Annotated in this window: 12 protein-coding genes; 4 read left to right on the top strand and 8 right to left on the bottom strand. The window is 28.6% G+C overall.

The genetic code is table 11. The features are described from left to right. Positions 1-225 precede the first annotated feature (225 nt). The gene (locus IC214_RS03330) at positions 226-1,767 is read left to right on the top strand and encodes an AbgT family transporter (RefSeq protein WP_227433646.1); all 1,542 of its coding nucleotides are present in this window, start codon (positions 226-228) and stop codon (positions 1,765-1,767) included. Between the two features lie 34 nt (positions 1,768-1,801). Then, positions 1,802-2,920: a M20/M25/M40 family metallo-hydrolase gene (locus IC214_RS03335; RefSeq protein WP_227433647.1), complete on the top strand. Its 1,119-nt coding sequence runs from the start codon at positions 1,802-1,804 to the stop codon at positions 2,918-2,920. Between the two features lie 178 nt (positions 2,921-3,098). Here IC214_RS03335 and IC214_RS03340 read toward each other — a convergent pair whose 3' ends face one another. From IC214_RS03340 to IC214_RS03370, 7 genes are all read right to left on the bottom strand, one after another. Then, on the bottom strand, positions 3,099-4,385 hold the full coding sequence (locus IC214_RS03340; protein WP_227433648.1) for a transcriptional regulator: 1,287 nt from the start codon (positions 4,383-4,385) through the stop codon (positions 3,099-3,101). A gap of 283 nt (positions 4,386-4,668) precedes the next feature. Continuing rightward, positions 4,669-7,791 (bottom strand): bifunctional diguanylate cyclase/phosphodiesterase, encoded by a 3,123-nt coding sequence (locus tag IC214_RS03345; protein ID WP_227851390.1) that lies wholly within the window; start codon positions 7,789-7,791, stop codon positions 4,669-4,671. A 779-nt stretch (positions 7,792-8,570) separates the two neighbouring features. Then, positions 8,571-9,275 carry a response regulator gene (locus IC214_RS03350; protein WP_227433650.1) on the bottom strand — a complete coding sequence of 235 codons (705 nt, stop codon included), beginning with the start codon at positions 9,273-9,275 and terminating at the stop codon, positions 8,571-8,573. Then, complete coding sequence (locus IC214_RS03355; RefSeq protein ID WP_227433651.1) at positions 9,266-10,873, bottom strand: ATP-binding protein; 1,608 nt, start codon at positions 10,871-10,873, stop codon at positions 9,266-9,268. The genes IC214_RS03350 and IC214_RS03355 overlap by 10 nt, the downstream gene beginning before the upstream one ends. Before the next feature lie 263 nt (positions 10,874-11,136). Next, a complete protein-coding gene (locus tag IC214_RS03360) occupies positions 11,137-12,315 on the bottom strand; it encodes a hypothetical protein (RefSeq protein WP_227433652.1) in 1,179 nt (392 codons plus the stop codon). A gap of 228 nt (positions 12,316-12,543) precedes the next feature. Then, a complete protein-coding gene (locus tag IC214_RS03365; RefSeq protein WP_227433653.1) occupies positions 12,544-13,038 on the bottom strand; it encodes a threonine/serine exporter family protein in 495 nt (164 codons plus the stop codon). Beyond that, positions 13,039-13,800: a threonine/serine exporter family protein gene (locus IC214_RS03370; RefSeq protein WP_227483657.1), complete on the bottom strand. Its 762-nt coding sequence runs from the start codon at positions 13,798-13,800 to the stop codon at positions 13,039-13,041. Between the two features lie 686 nt (positions 13,801-14,486). On the opposite strand from IC214_RS03370, the gene IC214_RS03375 reads away from it, so the two are divergent. Both IC214_RS03375 and IC214_RS03380 read left to right on the top strand, forming a co-directional pair. Next, entirely contained in the window at positions 14,487-17,321 is a 2,835-nt protein-coding gene (locus IC214_RS03375) for a sigma-54-dependent transcriptional regulator (RefSeq protein ID WP_227866226.1), read from the top strand. 41 nt (positions 17,322-17,362) lie between these two features. Next, positions 17,363-18,607, top strand: coding sequence for a D-alanyl-D-alanine carboxypeptidase family protein (locus IC214_RS03380; RefSeq protein WP_227433656.1), 1,245 nt, complete (start codon positions 17,363-17,365; stop codon positions 18,605-18,607). A gap of 500 nt (positions 18,608-19,107) precedes the next feature. Here IC214_RS03380 and IC214_RS03385 read toward each other — a convergent pair. After that, positions 19,108-19,304: hypothetical protein (locus tag IC214_RS03385; RefSeq protein WP_227866227.1), on the bottom strand; the 197-nt coding region annotated here is incomplete at its 5' end.

A 19,304-nucleotide genomic window follows, 5' to 3' on the forward strand; every position in this document is an offset into this window, starting at 1 on the left:
AATAACTTAGATATAATTCGTCATTAATCTACTTAAAGCATATTTAATTAACATCACTCATCCAGAAAATTCAGAAAATTACATTGACATAGGAAAAAGTTTATTTTATACTTTTTTTAGGACACATTGTGGACACGTCTTAAATTGACAGTCATAATTTATATTATAAATTTGACCACAATACTTATTTTCAATATTATATTTTAAAAACATAGGGAGGATATTATGAATGATAACGTAGTTAAAAAGAAGAACTTTTTTGACAGAACATTAAACAGAATAGAAATTGTTGGTAATAAGCTACCAGACCCAGTTACAATATTTCTAGGATTATGTGTACTTTTACTTATACTATCTAGCATAATCGGTTCTATGGGTATATCAGTAGTTCATCCTGGTACTGGCGAAACTATAACTGCTGTAAATTTATTAACTGTAGAACAACTTCAGATTTTATTAGGAAATATTGTTAGTAATTTTCAAGGCTTTGCACCTTTAGGACTAGTTTTAGTTACTATGATAGGCGCTGGTGTTTGTGATAAAACTGGACTTATGACAGCAACAATAAAGGCATCAGTAAGCAAAATTCCTGAAACAAAAGTAACTCTTGTTGTAATGACTATAGGTATGCTTGCAAATATTGCATCAGATGCAGGTACAATACTATTCCCACCATTGGCTGCACTTGTATATCTTGGTGTTGGAAGACATCCACTTATAGGTTTATTTTCTGGATATGCCGCAGTCTGTCTAGGATTTGCAGCAAACATCATGATAAGTGTTAACGATATACTTGCTGCAAGCTTTACAGTACCAGCAGCTCAGATGATTGATTCTGGATTTGAAGCTAATGCAACAATGAACTTATTTTTTATGATAGCATCAACTTTTGTATTAATATTGTTAGCAACTTGGGTAACAGAAAAAATTGTAGCTCCTAGATTTGGTAAATACGAAGGAAATGCAGAGTTAGATGTTGATGGTAGCCTTAGTGATGTAGAAAAAAAAGGGCTTAAAAAAGCTGGTATAAGTATATTAATATATGCAGCAATTATGATAGCACTTAGTGTAATTGGTCAAAAACCATTCTTAGCAGACCCAGAAACAGGAGATTTATTATCAAATAATGCTCCTCTTATGAAAGGTATGGTACCTATAATAGCTTTAGCTTTTTTTATACCTGGTGTTGTATATGGAAAAACTATAGGTAAGATAAAAAAGGATAAAGATGTTGTCTCTATAATGGCTGGTGCAATGAGTGATATGGGTGGATATATAATACTAGCATTTGCTGCTTCACAGTTTTTGCAATTATTTACAAATAGTAATTTAGGTTTGATACTCGCTGTAAAAGGTGGAGAGTTTTTGAAATCAGCAGGAATAAATGGTCCTTTATTATTGATAGGATTTATTATATTATCATGCTTTATAAATTTATTTATAGGAAGTGCATCTGCAAAGTGGGCTATACTTGCACCAATATTCGTACCAATGTTTATGATGGTCGGATACAATCCAGCACTTACACAAATGGCTTATCGTATAGGTGACTGTATAACAAATCCACTTAGCCCCTTATTCCCATACTTCCCTATTATACTAGCATTTACAAGAAAGTATGATAAGGATGCTGGTATGGGTACTGTAATAGCTAATATGCTACCATACTCTATATCATTCTTGATAGTATGGACTATACTATTGATACTATTTATGGTGTTTAATATTCCATTAGGGCCTGGAATATTCCCTTCTTATAGTATGTAATTTATTTAAATTTTTCTAAAAGGAGAAATGATTTATGTTAAGTAAAAATAGACTTATAGATAACTTTATGGATATGGTTAGGATTGACAGTCCATCTAATCAAGAATTAGAAATGTCCAAGTGGATAGTAAACTATCTAAAAGAAAGAAATATAGACGCTATTATAGATGATGCTGGTGAAAAATATGGTGGTAATACGGGAAATGTTATCGCATATATAAAAGGAGAAGAAGGAAGTAGACCTCTTTGTTTATGTGCTCATATGGACCAAGTTCAACCTTGTTTAGGTGTAAATCCAATACTAGATGGTAATGTAGTTAGAAGTGATGGAACTACTACACTTGGTGCAGATGACAAAGCTGGTATAGCTGCTATCCTAGAAGCTCTAGAACATGTTATTACAGAAAAAATACCACATAGAGATATATATCTATGTTTTACAATTTGTGAAGAAGCTGGTATGCATGGTGTTAAAAACTTTAACCCTGATAACTTACCTTGCAAGGATATGGTGATTTTAGATTCTGGTGGAGCTATTGGTTCTATAGCATATAAGGCTCCTGCACAAGAATCTATAAAAATATCTTTTGATGGTAAAAAAGCACATGCTGGTATAGAACCTGAAAAAGGTATAAATGCTATATTGGTTGCCTCTCATGCTATAAGTAATATGCATATAGGTAGAATAGATTCTCTGACAACTTCAAATATAGGTAAAATAGAAGGTGGTGGAGCTACAAATATAGTAACTGATAAGGTTACATTGACTGCTGAAATCAGGTCTCATATCCCTGAAACTTTAGAATATGAACTTAATCATATGGAAAAATGTTGTTCAGATGCTGCATCTAAATTTAATACTACTTACACTTTTGAACATAATATGTCTTATCCAAGTTTTGAACTTAGTAGAGACAGTCATGTTTTTAAATTAAGTGAGGAAGCAATAAGACAAGTTGGTGTTGTTCCAAATCCAATGATAATTGGTGGTGGTAGTGATGCAAATATACTAGCTAATCTTGGATATAATTGTGCTATATTAAGTTTAGGGATGTATGACGTACACACAGTTAATGAATATGTAAATATAGATGAATTATATGATACTGCTAAAATAGTTTATCATATGATTAAGTTAAATGATGAATTGTAAAAAATTAATGATAAATTAGAGTACTATCACTAATATAAATACTTTTATACAATACTACTCTTTAACTCTCATAATTAAAAACCTATGTATTTTCAACTCTATAAGTACTATTTTAAAAAGTTGATTTACATAGGTTTTAGTATTTTATATGACACTTCATACAATCTTATATAATATTTTAAAACAATATCTCAGTAATATTCTTTGGTCTACCTCCACCAATACTAGTTTCTTTAGCACATATTCTCCCTAGATTTGCACTTACTATTTTATTCAGTATACGCCTTGCACTTCTTTCACTTACATTTAGATATTCTGCCAATTCTTTTGAATCGTAAATCTTGCTTTTTCTATTTTCACTTATAGCTATAATTTTTGCTACTGATTCGCAACTCATTCCAGTTTTTTTAGATATTTCTATTACTTTTTCATCAGACAATACTAAGGAGTAATTTAATTCATTTTCTGAGGCTAAAGGACCTCTTATATTTTCATCTTCATCTACTAAATATATACCAATTTCTTTTGAATCTATTGAATGTCTCAATGCTTTATGTGCATTATTTTCAGCTTGATATGCAGTTACTCCAGTCCCAATACCTATACTAAGAGAAAATCCCATGTCTTTTATATCTCTTTTTAACTTAAATAATTTATCATAATTGTACTCATTATCAGCTACACCTTTATGAACAAATACCACATAATCATTTCTTCCAAACGAAAATAAAGAACCTTGAATACTTCTTGCATAGTTTACTACAAGCTTATCCATATCTGATTTTTTTATCATATCAGAATAATAGTTTTCTATCTTCTCTTTATAATCTATTAGACTCAATATTTCTACTGCAATTTGAGAAAATCTAGCCTTACTTAGAGCATATTCACTCTTCACTTTCTCATAACTTTCTTTGATTAATTGTATAGTTGCTTGTAGCCGAAATACAGGATAACCTCTTTCCTTTAACTCATTGTACACTGCTCCAAAACCAGTTATCATTATCTCGGTCTTATTTTCTTCAAACAATTGTATATGCCACTTTGCAAGTTCAGATTCTCCTACTTCTAAAGAAAATGGCCTACAAAATATACTTGTAGCTTCAATATCAAACTCTTTAAGTGCATCTTCTACAACATATCTATCAACTACATCTATACTAAATTTATCTAGCTTTATATTTTCACTCTTTATTGCCCAAAATGCTTTCATTATACTTGTCCCACTTCTTGGAACAAATGAATGTGGTTTACTTATTTCATGTTTAGATTTTATAAACTCATAGACTCCACATCCTGTAAATATAATAGCATCACATTCATCTTCACATTTTGAAATAACTTCTACCGTATCTACTACTTTTTCTCTTACATATATTTTAGTTTCTAAATTGCTATCTATCTGTTTTAAGTCTTCCTTTATCTTAAAGCCAGAGTCTGAAGGACCTATAATACCCACTATCATAAACTTCGCTCCTAATCCATCCATATTGTACTTACTAAAAAATTATAATGTCATTGCTTTTTATTTTTTATTTAATTTATTATCTCACATTCTATATTTACGGTAAAGAAGTTCTATACAAGCGTTTAGAATAAAAATCTTTAAAAATTAAATTTTAAATACTATAAAGCCTGTATATATTTCAACCTTGAATTATTAATTGACTGAATATATACAGACTATCTTACATTTAATTTAGACAACCTATCACAGAATATATTACATTTAAATAAAGTATATTATTTTAAGTAGTTATTAGTTTACTATCTTGATGATTATAAAGTAAACTTTCAAAATCTAGACTTGGAATAGGCTTACAATAGTAATATCCCTGAATTACAACACAATTCAAACTAGCTAAAAATTCTGCTTGCTCTTTTGTTTCTACACCTTCTGCAACTACATCCATTTCTAGGTCCTTAGCCATGGCTATAGTATGCTTTAAAACAATTTTTTCTCTTTCTGTAATTTCTTTTTCATTGAAAAATCCACAATCTATCTTTAATGTATCAATATTTATATTTTTTAGCATATTTAATGAAGAATATGCCGAGCCAAAGTCATCCATATTTAATATAATACCATCTGTTCTAAGCTCTGCTATTATCTTGGCAAATAGCTTTATATTTTTAATAAATAAGCTTTCTGTAAGTTCTAATTCCAAAAATGATTTTGGTATATTATATTTATTTATTAGACCTAAAACAATATATCTAAATTGAGGATTATACAAATGTAATCTTGATACATTTACAGAAATCGGTATTGGCTTCTGACCTAAGTCTATCCATTTTCTTATCAAAGTACATACTTGCTCCCATATATACATGTCTAGTTTAATAATAAACCCATTCTTCTCAAATAGTGATATAAATTTATTTGGAGGTATTATACCTTTTTCTGGATGTATCCATCTAACCAAGGCCTCTGCTCCTACAATTTCATTTATTTCAAGATTATACTTAGGTTGTAAGTATACATGAAACTGTCCATTTTCCAATGCATACTCCATTTCTCTTTCCATCTGTTTTTCTTCAATTGCATCATTCCTCATAGCTTCATCGTAAAACATATGATGACTTATACTTTGCTTCTTTACATTTTTATGTGCATATCCTGCCATTTCACAGGCATTTGTAACTGATATATTATTATCCAAAATCCTATAAATTCCAAAGCATGGTACTAACATATATTCAAATTGCTTTATACTTAAATTTTTTGTAATCTTATAAATTAATTTATCTACCTCTTTATCATGATAACACTCATAAAAAATGCAAAACACATCTGCATACATACGACAACAGATTCCCTTAGAAGTAATATTTTTTTTAATCAGTTCTGCAATATATATTAATGCCCTATCTCCCTCTTGAATACCATAAATATCATTAATTACCTTGAACTTATCTATATCCATCATTATAGCAACATAATGTTTATTAGGATGTTTTTTGAGTAATAAGTTTGCTTGTTGACAGAAGCCTTCGTAATTATATAGCCCTGTCAATATATCTCTTTGCCTTTTACGTATTTGCATAATATGGTCTATATTTTTAATAGAAAGCAAAATATGCGTCTGATTTTCACCAAATTTATTTTTACTGATGACATTTAGGATACACATAGATGCCCAATAGTACCTTTTATCCTCTCCTAAACATCTACATTCAAAACTCAACTTTAAGTCCTCTTGCTTGTTATTTTTTGAATCATCAAGAAACTTTGAATAAAGATTGGAGTAAAATATAGCTCTATCATCAGGATGAACTATATAGTTTCTAATGTATAAAAATGTTTTTTGTATGTTCTCTTTTACAGAAATTTTAAAAATATTGTTTTCTGATTGATAGATTGGAGTAATTAAGTTTTTCTCTAAGCAAATATCTAAGATAATATCATATGTATTATAAACTAATTTTTCATAAGTTTTGGAATATCCATCACTTGTTATACTGTCAAAAGATTCTTTAGTCTCTAAATCTTCATATGTAGATAAAATTCTTTTTTCTGAATCATTTAAATTGCTTATCTCCTCTAATTTATTGGTCCTTAATTTATTTTTTTCATAATATCTTTGCTTATCTTGGTACATTCTCTCGTCAGCAATTTTAGTCAACATATGTATATTTATATTATCTTCACTCCAAGTGCTTCCTATTGCTACACTATATACCCTAGTATCTTTAAACTCCTCACTTAACCAAGTAACCTTTTCTTCAAATAGTTGTTTTGAAATTTCCTCACATAACACAACAAACTCATCTCCACCAATACGATAAATATTATAGGAATGAAAGTATTTTTTTATAATTACACAGGTTGATACAATAGCAGAATCGCCACTAGCATGTCCAAAGTTATCATTGATATCTTTTAATCCATTTATATCTATAAACACAACCCCCATAGATTTAGCTTTATTGCTGTAAAAATTATCTATGTATTTAATATATTTATTTCTATTGTAAACCCCAGTCAAAAAGTCATAATAGCTCATATGATTCAATTTATTTTCTACTTCTCTCTTTTTCATTTCAGTCAATAAAAAATAAGATAGAGAAGTCAAAAGAGATGTGTCCTTAACAGCTCTCTGTGGATTGTCAACTCCAATAAATCCAATAATTTTATCATCTTGCTTTAATGAAGATGCTATTAAACTTTCAATATTTTGAGGTTTTAAAATTTCATACTCAATTGGTTGTGTTTCTTTTAAACTTTCTATATTATCTACTATTATAAAACCTTTTTCATGAAATAATAAAAACCAATTTTTTAGTGATTCAATATCAATATCTTCAAGGAATTGTTTTTGTCCCTCAACCCCTTGATTACACCATTCATATGTATTATTTATCTTTTTACCATCTGCTGACACTTCAAAAATATATGCTCTATCAGCCTTATGAAATTTCCCAATACTGCCTAATACAAGATTTATAGCATCTGAAAAATTAGTTTCTGTTATAAGATGTTTAATACACCCAACTAGTAATTCTTTTATTTCTAATTTTTCTTCTATCGACTTACTTATATTTTCCTTATCAGTAATATCAAGAGCTATTTCCAGTCGTGCAGCTCTGCCTTCCCACTCAATTAATTTATCTTTTAATATAAAATGTCTGTCTATTTCAGTGTTTGTATTTTCCCATATGTAATATTCATCATCTTTCAAAAAAGAGTTAGTACAAAATTCACAAGGAGAATCTCTTCCTTGTAATGCTTCATAACATTTTCTATGAGAAATATCATCAAGCCCTAATAGCCTTTTCCCATTTTTATTAATATATAAAAGTTCATATGTATCCAAGGAGGAAACATATATAATTTCATCTAATTCATCTACTAAGTTTCTCACACTCATTTATGTATAACTCCTTTTATTCAATTTTTTAAATTCTTGAAACTATGTCAAGTTTTGATGTACCTTTGATGATGCTATTGTACTTTTTTATAAAAAAAAAGAATACAATAGCATCATCTTTTTTGACAAATAGAGCTCATTATCATATTACTCATTGAGGCTCTCTAAAACTTAAATTATCATAAATATCTTTTGCTGTACATACTATTTTTTTAATCTTCATATAATTCTTGTTATTCATACCTTAACTTAGTTCTAAGCAAGTTTTACATTATAAAAATTATATTTTATACTCATATCTTCATTCAATATATAGTATAAATATTTACATAACTATTAAATAAATATTTATATTATGAAAAATCAAACTGCTTTACCCATTTAAAAAGACATAAGTTCTCATTGCTAAAAAAGTACATTCTACAATGAATTACAGTGTTGTTATTATAGTTATATTAATAATATCATAAAGACCATTATAAAAAGATAAAAATAGTAACTTTTTTATATTAAAAAATATTTATTAATAAGTAAAATATTTTATATATAAAAATTATTTATAAAAAAGAAATATCAAATTAACTAAAGCTCAATTTGAAATATATTTTATTTAAATAAAAATATAGTCTTTATTAAAATATAGTTTTTGTATTAAAAATCGCCATGCAAATATAATATTAATAGGCTGGCTTTCCTCCTACTTATTATAAAATACATGGCTATTTATATTTAGTTAAAATATTACTAGTTTAGATTAACTAATACTTTTAATTTGATACTTATTCATCTGTCATGCGATATCCTACTCCAACTTCAGTTAAAATATACTCTGGTTGAGCAGGATTTTTTTCAATTTTTCGTCTTATACTTGCCATAAAAACTCTAAGGGATTGGTTTTCACTTTCATAGTAATTACCCCAGACCTTATCTATTATAAATTTATGTGTTAAAACTCTCCCTGAATACTTAGACATTAATTCAACAAGTTTATATTCAATTGGAGTTAAGTGTATCTCCTCACCATTAATAGATACAAGATGCTTTTCATAATCTATCTTTAGATTTTTAACCTCAAAGGTGGTAGGAACGTCACTATTTATCTTACCTTGTTGAACTTTATTTCTAAGGGCCACACGCACTCTAGCCAAAAGTTCTGTTACACTAAAAGGTTTAGTTAAATAATCATCTGCTCCGCCATCTAAAGCCTCAACTTTATCTCTTTCATGCTCCCTTGCTGAAACAACAATTATTTTATTATTTTTAGCACAAGCCCTAACTCTACCTATTACCTCAATTCCATCAATATCTGGTAAACCTAAATCTAAAATTATTAAATCTGGGTCAAGAGAATGTATAAGTGATATAGCTGTGCCTCCATTGTCAGTTTCTACACATCTATAGTTTTGAGTTTCCAGAGACACTTTTATAAATTTACAAATTGGTCTATCGTCTTCTACAATTAAAACCAACGGCTTTACTTCCATTCGTCTTTCACCTCCCCTTTATCTAAAGGTATACTGAATCTAAATGTAGCTCCTCCAGAAGGATTATTGAAAGCAATAATTTCTCCACCATGAGCTTGTACTATAGACTTACATATTTCTAAACCAAGACCAATCCCTCTTCTTTCAAGATTTCTTGCTTTATTCTTTGTATAAAATCTATTGAATATATTCTTAATATCTTCACTTGGTATTCCTTTTCCGTTGTCTGCCACTTCAAATAATACATTTTCGGCTTCTTTGCTTACAGTTAATTCTATCTTAGAATTTTTAGGTGTATGTCTTATAGCATTGTCAATTAAGTTTACTAAAACTTGCTCTATCAATAATACATCCACATGAACTATTATTATTTCATCTGGTATATTGGTTTGTATCTCTCTACTATTGGCAAATTTTTTAACTCTTAATATAGATTCCGCAATTATTTCATCTACAACCTCTGGACGTTTTTCAATATCCAATTTTCCTTCATCTATTCTGGTCATGCTAAGTATATTCTCAACAGAGTGTGTTAACCAACTTGTATCTTCATATATATTTTTTAGTAGCTCTACTCTAGTTTCTTTATCTATTATGTCATCATTTTCAAGTATAGTTGAAGAAGAACCTAGTATACTTGTAAGTGGAGTTCTCAAATCATGAGAAATTGATCTAAGTAAGTTTCCTCTTAATCTCTCTCGTTCTGTTTCAAGATTAGCTTTTTTATTCTTTTCAAATAGGTTTTCTCTATCAATTGCTAATGCAACCTGTGTTGAAACTGCTTCTAACAATATCTTTTCATTTTCCGTAATAATATCAATTTTAAAACATGCAATACCTATAACACCAAGAACATTGGATTCTTGACCTTTTATAGGAAAATAGTAAGCACTACTATTTTTACAATATTTTGTTCCAATCCCAACTGGTTCACCTGTTCTAAAAGCCTCTTTTATAGCTTCCTTTTCTAATACTGAGTGGAATATATTCTCACTTCCATCATTATTACAAATATAAATACTTGGCTTACCTAGATTATTATCACCATCTGCAATAGTTACTATAACAGTTCTATTTAACATGTTCACCAAATTAGACCCACAAAATTCAATTATTTGATTTTTATTTTTTGCTTTAAGAAGTGTTTTATTATTTTCATAAAGCAACCTTATCATTTTCTCTCTTTTATGAGAAAGTCTTACTTCTTTTTTTATTCTAGAAGTTAAAGTGCTTGTTATAATTGCTGCCAAAAGCATAATACAAAAGGTCATTGGATAATCTTTTCTATAAGCTATAAAAGTATATAATGGGTGTGTAAAGAAAAAATTAAATGATAGCACTCCTATTACTGAAGAAAGTATTCCAAAAAAATACCCATGTGTTATACTTGTAGCAAATAATACACCTAATATATACACTAAAATAATATTAGATTCATTAAAACCTACTTTTTTAAAAGCTACTGATATTCCAGTAGCAATTATCATAACCAATATAGTTTTTATAAAGTCCTTAATAATTATTTTCTTACTGAGATAGTCATCTTCATCATAATCATACTCTTTTAAGTCTTCATGATGTAGTCGTTCTTTTTTCATTTACTGCAATTCCTCCTTACTGTTACTGTTTAAATTGACTCTAATGTATATAATACAATTTTATCATAATAAATTCAATCAATACATTTAATTAATACCTTCAAATTACTAAAAGGTGCTGTCTTAAAATGAAAATAAATCTCTATTTCAAAACAGCACCTTTATATATTTAAATCACTAATTTAATTTTTACATATTTAAATTGTTAATTTGATTCAATCTAATAAATTATAATATCTTAATATTTGATTTTTAAAACATTCCTATCCAACAAGCATAAATATAAAGTGGGCACATACACCTGCACATAAACCACCTATTGTATGCGAAAGAATCGCTTTACCAGCTAATGGTCTTGCATCTAAAGCATCCATCATACCAATGTGTGTACTTAAATATCCACTCCAACACATACCCATTGCTGTAAATACTGCTATATCATTAGGAGTTACAGCACCTGATTTTATAAATTCTGGCACTAGAGATATTGCTGCCCCAACAGCACCTAATGCAGTTACAGGGAATGCTATTGCTTCTGGTGAAGTAAATCCAAATAATGGTTCTATTATAAAACTGATTTTGTCACCAATAGCAGGTAATAATTTTATACCTTCATATGCAGCTCCTGTGTAAACAGCTTGACCTGTAGCAGGGTCTGTAGATGGTCCAAAAGTTAATAACATAACTAATGTACAAACTACTAAAACTCCTGGTATTATAGCCATACCCATTTCAACACCTAGCTTACCACCTTCAAGTATAGCATCCAATCCTCTTTGGAATACATTACCATCTCTTATTTCTCTAAACTCTTCAATCTTTTCACCTTTTCCATTTGCTTGTTTGTCATTATCAATTTTAGGGTCATAATTATAATACTTTTTAGTAAAAGTCAACATAATTCTAACACTAATAATACTACCTATTATTGCTCCAACGTTACCAATTATAGCTGGTAATACATATTCTTTACCTTGAGCTATCATGAAAGTTGTTACAATAAGTCCCATACCAAAAGCTGTTCCTAAGTTACATAAAGCAGGTATTTGGTATTTTTTAAAGTATTGTGTAAATGTTTTGTCTTTAGCGAATGGTATAATAGCTGGGTTATCAGATAAATAAGTTGCCACTACTCCTGCTATACTAGCACCAGGTAAGCCCCATATAGGTCTCATAAGGCCCTTAAATATCTTATTTACTAAAGATATTACTCCAAATTCTGAAAGTAATGCACTAAGTGCACCTGCAAGGACTGCCATTGCCATTATCAAAAATACTGTTTCTAGTAAAAGTGCATGTGCTGTACTCATTATTACTTTGAACATCATTCCTGCACCCATGATACTGCCTACATAGCCAAATCCTACCGCCAAAAGTACAATAAATACGAAGGTTTCCATACTTACTGCCTTGACTCTCCTCTTCTCTGACAGCTTCTCCATTGTGAATCTTCCCCCTTTTAATTTAGAATTAAGGTTTCTACATTAATACAAATTTGTTAATACAAAACAAGTTCTAAAACTTACATCTGTGATTCAAGTTGTCGGTTTGTTGAAATAAAAAACCGTGACTAATATTATGACAATAAGAATATCTAATTTAATAAAAGATATTCTTATTCTATTTTATGTTATTATATTATCATCCTTTGGCATAAAAGTCAATTTTTTCTATTTCTGTGGTTTAATTTTATTTATGCTCTTCTTATATTTTTCATTATTTTTTATCTTTGAAACTATTCCATATAGATTAACTTTCCTAAATACTGTGGTTATAAATACTAACCCCAATGCAATCGAACTTGCACAAGATAATGTACTTACCCCATACTCTACTGCCTTAATATAGTCATTAGTTAAAACAGAATACATAGTGTTATATATTCCATAACCTGGTACTAGGATTATAAGACAACAGACACTTAAAGTTGTAGATGGAGTCATATAAATCCTAGCACATAATTCACAATATATTGCAAAACATACTGTAGCTATAAAAAAGCACAAATTTACTGATACACCCATATTCAAACAAAACTTATATGAAAACCATGCTATACTTCCACCGACACCTGATATTATCAAGTTTTTTCCCTTCATATTAAATAGAATTCCAAAACTTAAGGCTGTAAAAAAAGCTGCTACTACTTCTATAAACAATTTCATTTATATACCCCCTAACTTGAAGTATAATCCTAGTACCAAAAACATTCCTACTGCTATGGATACACCTACAAAAAATACTTCTGCCAACTTTGCAAGACCAGATATCAATTGACCATCTAACAAGTCTCTTAACGCATTAGTTAAAGCAAGCCCTGGAACCAAAAGCATTATTGCTCCTGCTATTAAATGGTCCATAGTCTTTATAAATCCAAGCTTTAGAATCACAATGGAACAAAAAGCTATGACAACTGCTCCTATTGCATTTACAAAAAAATCGTTTAGTGAAGACTTATTTAAGTACATAATAACAAATTTAGTCATTATTCCCACCATAAACGCAGCTATAAATTCTTTTAAATCTCCTCCAAATAATATAGAAAAAGTTGCTGCTGCAATACCTGCAAAAATTATTGTTACTATATCTGAATAATAATTGTCTTCACTTATCTCATCTAAAATCCTCTCACATAACTCAATATCTAAATCATTTATACTGATTGCTCTTGATAATGAGTTAACTTCATGAACTAAGTTTAGGTCTACCCTTCTTGAACTTATTCTTTTAATTGCTGAGTGTAGTTTTCCATCTACAAAAACAGATGCCATTACAGCTGTTGGAGTTGCAAATACATCTACATGCTCTATACCAAAAGATTGGCATATTCTACTTATCGTTTCTTCAACTCTATAAGTTTCTCCTCCACTCTGCAACATAGCTTTACCTGCATTTGAGGAAAAATTTAAAATTCTATCTATATCCACAAAACATATCTCCCATTCTTTTATAATATTATTCATATTTTATTACAATATATTAATTATTTAAACTAGTTTAAATAATTAATATCCAATATTTAGATTTTATGAAAAAATTTGTTTTTTATGCTTGTCAAAAATAAATTATAAAGTTATTTACACCATAAAATGGCTGAATTAATATTTCATAGACACTTTCAACCATTGATATATAACCTCTTTAAATTTTATAAGCTTATTTTTCTTTTCATTATTTTTGTTTCAATAAAAAATTATCTCTCCACCTAGTATTCATTTTATTAATTCTTCATTGAATACTTTAAAATCTACTATAATTTATGATTTACAATAACTATAATTTTAAATCTGTACACTTGCAAATTGCTCATAAGATAATAATTAATTTTTATGTTTATTTAAATAATTAGTTTTTATATTTATATGAACATTAAATAAAAGTGCTACATACATTACAAAGTTTATACTTATCTAATATAACAACATAATGCCTTATGTAAATCCATAAAAATCCATATCTCATATAATGCAACTATTATTTTAACACCAACTACTACACAAAACAACATATTAAAAAGTAAAATACAAAATATCCACTATAAACCTTATTTTAATATAAAATATATATTATAATATATTTTATATAACTTAAATATAAAGAAAGGGAGTACTATATGTTAAGAAAAGATAAAGTTTTATTATCACTACATAAGTTATGTAATAATATAACTTTAAAAGACCTACAATCAGAGAAAACAGGATTTACTACTCTTGAAGTTGCTAACAATTCATCTCTTGATAGAAGTAATACTAGTAAAGAATTAAATAATCTATACAATGAAAAGAAAGTTGTAAAAATATCTGGTAAACCTATTTTATTTTTACATGCTGGTATTATTGAAAATTTGATTGGTCGTACTTTAAATAGCTCAGAATATTCTATAAGCAATTGTAATGAACTATTTAAATCAACTAAAAATGATTCAGAGGATATCTTCTCAACATTACTTGGATATGATTCTAGCCTTAAATTAGCTATAGAAAAAGCTAAATCTGCCATACTTTACCCTCCAAAAGGTCTTAATACATTACTTATAGGGCCTACTGGTGTTGGAAAAAGTACATTTGCTGAAACAATGTACAAATATGCTATAGAAAGCAAAGTCTTTTCTTCTGAAAGTAAATTTGTAGTATTTAATTGTGCTGAATACGCAGAAAATGCTAACTTACTTCTTAGTAATTTATTTGGTTATGTTAAAGGTTCTTTTACTGGTGCTAACAAGGATAAATTTGGGATAGTTGCACAGGCTAATGGTGGTATATTGTTTTTAGACGAAATACACAGATTACCCCCAGAAGGTCAAGAGATGCTTTTTCTTTTGATGGATAAAGGTATATACAGACGATTAGGAGAATCTGATGTCGTACACAGCGCTACAGTCTTTATTGTGTGTGCTACAACAGAAGATATACAGTCTTCCTTACTTGGAACTTTTCTAAGAAGAATTCCTGTTACAATTAACCTACCTGCTTTACAGGATAGGTCCTTAAAAGAAAGATTATCTCTCATTAAGTATTTCTTCATTATAGAATCTAAATATACTAATGCAACTATAAGAGTTCATAAAGATGTAATTAAATCATTACTACTTTATGACTGTTTTGGTAATATAGGTCAACTTAAGTCTGATATACAACTTATGAGTGCAAGAGCATTTTTAAATTATAAGACTGAATTAAAAGATAACATAGAAATAGACTTGTCTCTTGTTCCTGACTATATTTACACTGGTCTTTTAAAGTTGAATGAAAATCGCAGTAATTTAAACAAATTATCAGAACTTGATTATATGCTTTTTTATGAATTCAATGGTAATAACTTAGAAGTTGAGTATACAAAAGAACTATCTAAATACAATATAGATACATCAAACAATGGATTTAGATACTCTACAGAGATTCCTTATCTAGAAAATGATATAAGGAGTATGTTTATAAATTATATGGAGAAATACTCTACAAAATTACTTTCAGTATCATCAGTGACTCATTCTGATTATACAAGTAATGAGATTTTTAAAGTAATCAACCCAAAGATTTACTATGCTGTTGAACACTCTTTAAAAGAAGCTGAAAAAATATCTAGAAATAAATATACAAAACAGACTTATGTTGCTCTTTCAATGCATATAAGTGCTCTAATAGAAAATATAAACCAGGATACATATAATCCTAAGTACAATCTATATAATGATAAAATTTTCTTAGAGAAAGATTTAAATATAGCTAAAATAGTTTTAAGTATAATTGAAAATGACCTACAGATATCTTTACCCAAAGATGAAGTAAAATTTATATCTATGTTTCTAAATAGTACATACCTTGAGCCTAATAATCACACTGAAAGTATTGGAGTTATAATACTTGCTCATGGAAATTCAACAGCTAGCAGTATGTGTGATGTAGCCAATTCACTACTTGGTACAAACCATTGTAATGCAATTGATATGCCTTTGGATGTGAAAGTAAGTACTATACTTGACAAAGCTATAGAATTGGTAAAAGAATGTGATAAAGGTAAGGGAGTACTCCTTTTAACAGATATGGGCTCTCTCATAGCTTTTGGAGAACTTATTTCAGAAAAGACAAAGATTAAAACACGCTCTATTGAAATGGTGTCTACTCCAATAGTTTTGGAAGCAGTAAGAAAAAGTACTCTACCGGAAATGACCTTAGATGAGTTAGCTAACTCTTTAAGCTCTTTAAATCCATATATTGGACGAGCTGCAATTGACTCATCAGAAATAGATTACCCTGAAAAATCAAGAGATTATGTTATAATAACTACTTGTATAACAGGTTATGGTTCAGCTATGAAAGTTGCAGACTTTATAAATTCTTCACTTAAAAATATTAATAAATACAATATTAACTTAGTTCCTCATAATATAGAGAGTTTTAAAATGTATAGGAATAAATTTAGTAATACTAAAATTTTAGCAGTTGTTGGTAGTGTAGACTTTAATGTTGCTAACACTCCATTTATACACATAGAAGAACTTCTAAATGGATATGGGCTTGATATGTTAAACAAGATAATAGAAGGTACATTCAATGCCAACATTATTACTAATATAAAGGAAACAAATCTATCATATAACAGCTTAATAATAAACTTTATGTCTCAGAACTTAGAATTATTGGACTCAGTTAAATTATTCAACTATGTTAATTCATCATTATTTTCAATAATAGAGTTAATAGACAAAGACCTTAAGAGTAAATTTAAACTTGGATATATATTACACTGCTCTTTTATGATAGAAAGATGTTTTAAAAATACAACTTTTCCATATAATAACATTACTGATTTAATTGGTAAAAATTATAAATTATATGAATTAATACGAGAAGCTTTTAAAACAACTGAAGCTTACTTTAATATTTCGATACCAGATGAGGAAATTGCTTATATAATAGATATGATTAATGAATATCTAAATAAATAAAACTGATAGTTCCTATCTTGCGCACATAATTAGTATATGAAATGGAGGATGAAATTTTGAAAAGAAAAATAAAATACTTAGCAATACTTGCATTAATTTTTACATTTATAACACCTGGATTCTCATTTGCAGATAATCCACCAGTCCCAAATTCGTCAAGGGCGGCATTGCTTATAGACCAAGATACTAGAAGAATATTATTTGAAAAAAATAGCGACGAAAAAATGCCTCTAGCTAGCTTAAGTAAGATGATGACATTTTTACTTGCAATAGAGGCAGTAGATAAGAATCAAGTTAAAGAAACTGATATAGTAAAAATAGACAAGTCTACAGCTTCTGTTGGAGGTTCTACTTGTAAGCTTAAAGATGGAGATGAAATACCTCTAGGAGAGCTTATGCAGGGTCTTATGCTTGTTTCTGGAAATGATGCAGCTATGGCCATAGCAAAATACATTGGTAAAGATGAAAAGAGTTTTGTAGATATGATGAATAAGAAAGCTGAAGAAATAGGAATGCATGATACGTATTATTTTAATCCAAATGGTCTTCCTAGATATACTGACCCAGAACGTAAAGAGCCTCCTATAGAAAACATATCAACAGCTCATGATATAGTTACTCTTGGAAAGTATATGTATGACCATTATGAAAGTCAGGTTACTAGAATAACTACTATGCAAGTTTATAATGATACTAAAAAGGATTTTACACACTACAATACAAATCCTCTACTTGTTTCAGTTCCTGGTGTAGATGGAATAAAGACAGGTTATACAGATAATGCTGGATATTGTTTTGCATTTTCTATGATGGTTCCTAAAGATGCTAAAAATGAAAGAAATCATAGATTAATAGGTGTTGTGCTTGGTGATGGTAATAAGAAGAGTAGAATTTCTTCTTCTGCTAGTTTATTGAAGTATGGTAAAGATAATTTCCATTCTAAGAAGATAGCTCATAAGGGAGATACTATAGAAACTCCTTGTATCGATGGTATTGATGATTTTAAGATAAAGGTTAAAGTAGATAAAGATTTATATGGTGTTGTTTCAGATAATGAGAATATCAATCCTAAGATAGTGTTTAAGAGCATGAGTTATCCTATCAATAAGGGAGATATTGTTGGTGTTGCAAAGTATTATAATGATTCTGGTAAGTTTGTTGGAAGTGTTAATGTGAGAAGTGAAAGCAATATAGGGTGTATCCCTTTGAAGGACAAGATTAAGATTAAGGTTGCTAAGATAAATAGAGAGCTTGAAGGTAAAAATTCTGTTTGTTTTAAGGCTTAGTGCTTAGATAAAAGTTAAGAGATTGAATGAAAGTTGAAAGAGCTCCACTGTATGGTGGAGTTTTTTGTTGTTGTGTTTTTACAAAAAAATTAAAATAGTGGCAACAATTGAGGATGTGAGGGAGAGTTGCCACTATCTATATAGGGTATTATATTATGTTTTTAAGCTAGTTTTTACTATCTTCTATGTTTATATAATAACTCTTGTGTGTGAATTTAATAGAGAATTCATGTGAAAATTATGTGAAGTTTTAAAATACTATAAGGTCACAAATTTTATTTAAGATTCAAAATTACAATACAATATTTTAATTTTTATACTTATCTTACTTTTAGGTATAAATATTTATAAATACTTTTATTTAAATATTTACTTAAGATTTACTAATCTTGTATATTAAAAGGCTGTAAGAAAATTATTTTAAAAATCCTACAGCCAATATTAATATATACAAGAAGATTTACATTTTTTGAAACTATTTTTTACTTATATTTAATTATTTATCTCAATATATTAAATAAACTTGATAATCCAGAAGATATTTTTCCTATTGTTGATATTGGAGCTACGACATATTTTTTAACTTCAAATGTTGTATTTTTTGCTGAATCTGTAGCAGTTGTTTCAGATACTGCTCCTGCCTTAACTAACACACTTACATTATCTAAATCATTTTGTACAGCTGGGACTGCTGTTC

It is taken from the genome of Clostridioides sp. ES-S-0190-01 (genome assembly GCF_020658275.1).
Lineage (GTDB): Bacteria > Bacillota > Clostridia > Peptostreptococcales > Peptostreptococcaceae > Clostridioides.

What these genes read in the sequence shown, in the direction of transcription:
- IC214_RS03330 (WP_227433646.1), top strand. Translation starts at nt 226, where the DNA reads ATGAATGATAACGTAGTTAAAAAGAAGAACTTTTTTGACAGAACATTA.
- IC214_RS03335 (WP_227433647.1), top strand. Translation starts at nt 1,802, where the DNA reads ATGTTAAGTAAAAATAGACTTATAGATAACTTTATGGATATGGTTAGG.
- IC214_RS03340 (WP_227433648.1), bottom strand. Translation starts at nt 4,385, where the DNA reads ATGATAGTGGGTATTATAGGTCCTTCAGACTCTGGCTTTAAGATAAAG.
- IC214_RS03345 (WP_227851390.1), bottom strand. Translation starts at nt 7,791, where the DNA reads ATGAGTGTGAGAAACTTAGTAGATGAATTAGATGAAATTATATATGTT.
- IC214_RS03350 (WP_227433650.1), bottom strand. Translation starts at nt 9,275, where the DNA reads ATGGAAGTAAAGCCGTTGGTTTTAATTGTAGAAGACGATAGACCAATT.
- IC214_RS03355 (WP_227433651.1), bottom strand. Translation starts at nt 10,873, where the DNA reads ATGAAAAAAGAACGACTACATCATGAAGACTTAAAAGAGTATGATTAT.
- IC214_RS03360 (WP_227433652.1), bottom strand. Translation starts at nt 12,315, where the DNA reads ATGGAGAAGCTGTCAGAGAAGAGGAGAGTCAAGGCAGTAAGTATGGAA.
- IC214_RS03365 (WP_227433653.1), bottom strand. Translation starts at nt 13,038, where the DNA reads ATGAAATTGTTTATAGAAGTAGTAGCAGCTTTTTTTACAGCCTTAAGT.
- IC214_RS03375 (WP_227866226.1), top strand. Translation starts at nt 14,487, where the DNA reads ATGTTAAGAAAAGATAAAGTTTTATTATCACTACATAAGTTATGTAAT.
- IC214_RS03380 (WP_227433656.1), top strand. Translation starts at nt 17,363, where the DNA reads ATGGAGGATGAAATTTTGAAAAGAAAAATAAAATACTTAGCAATACTT.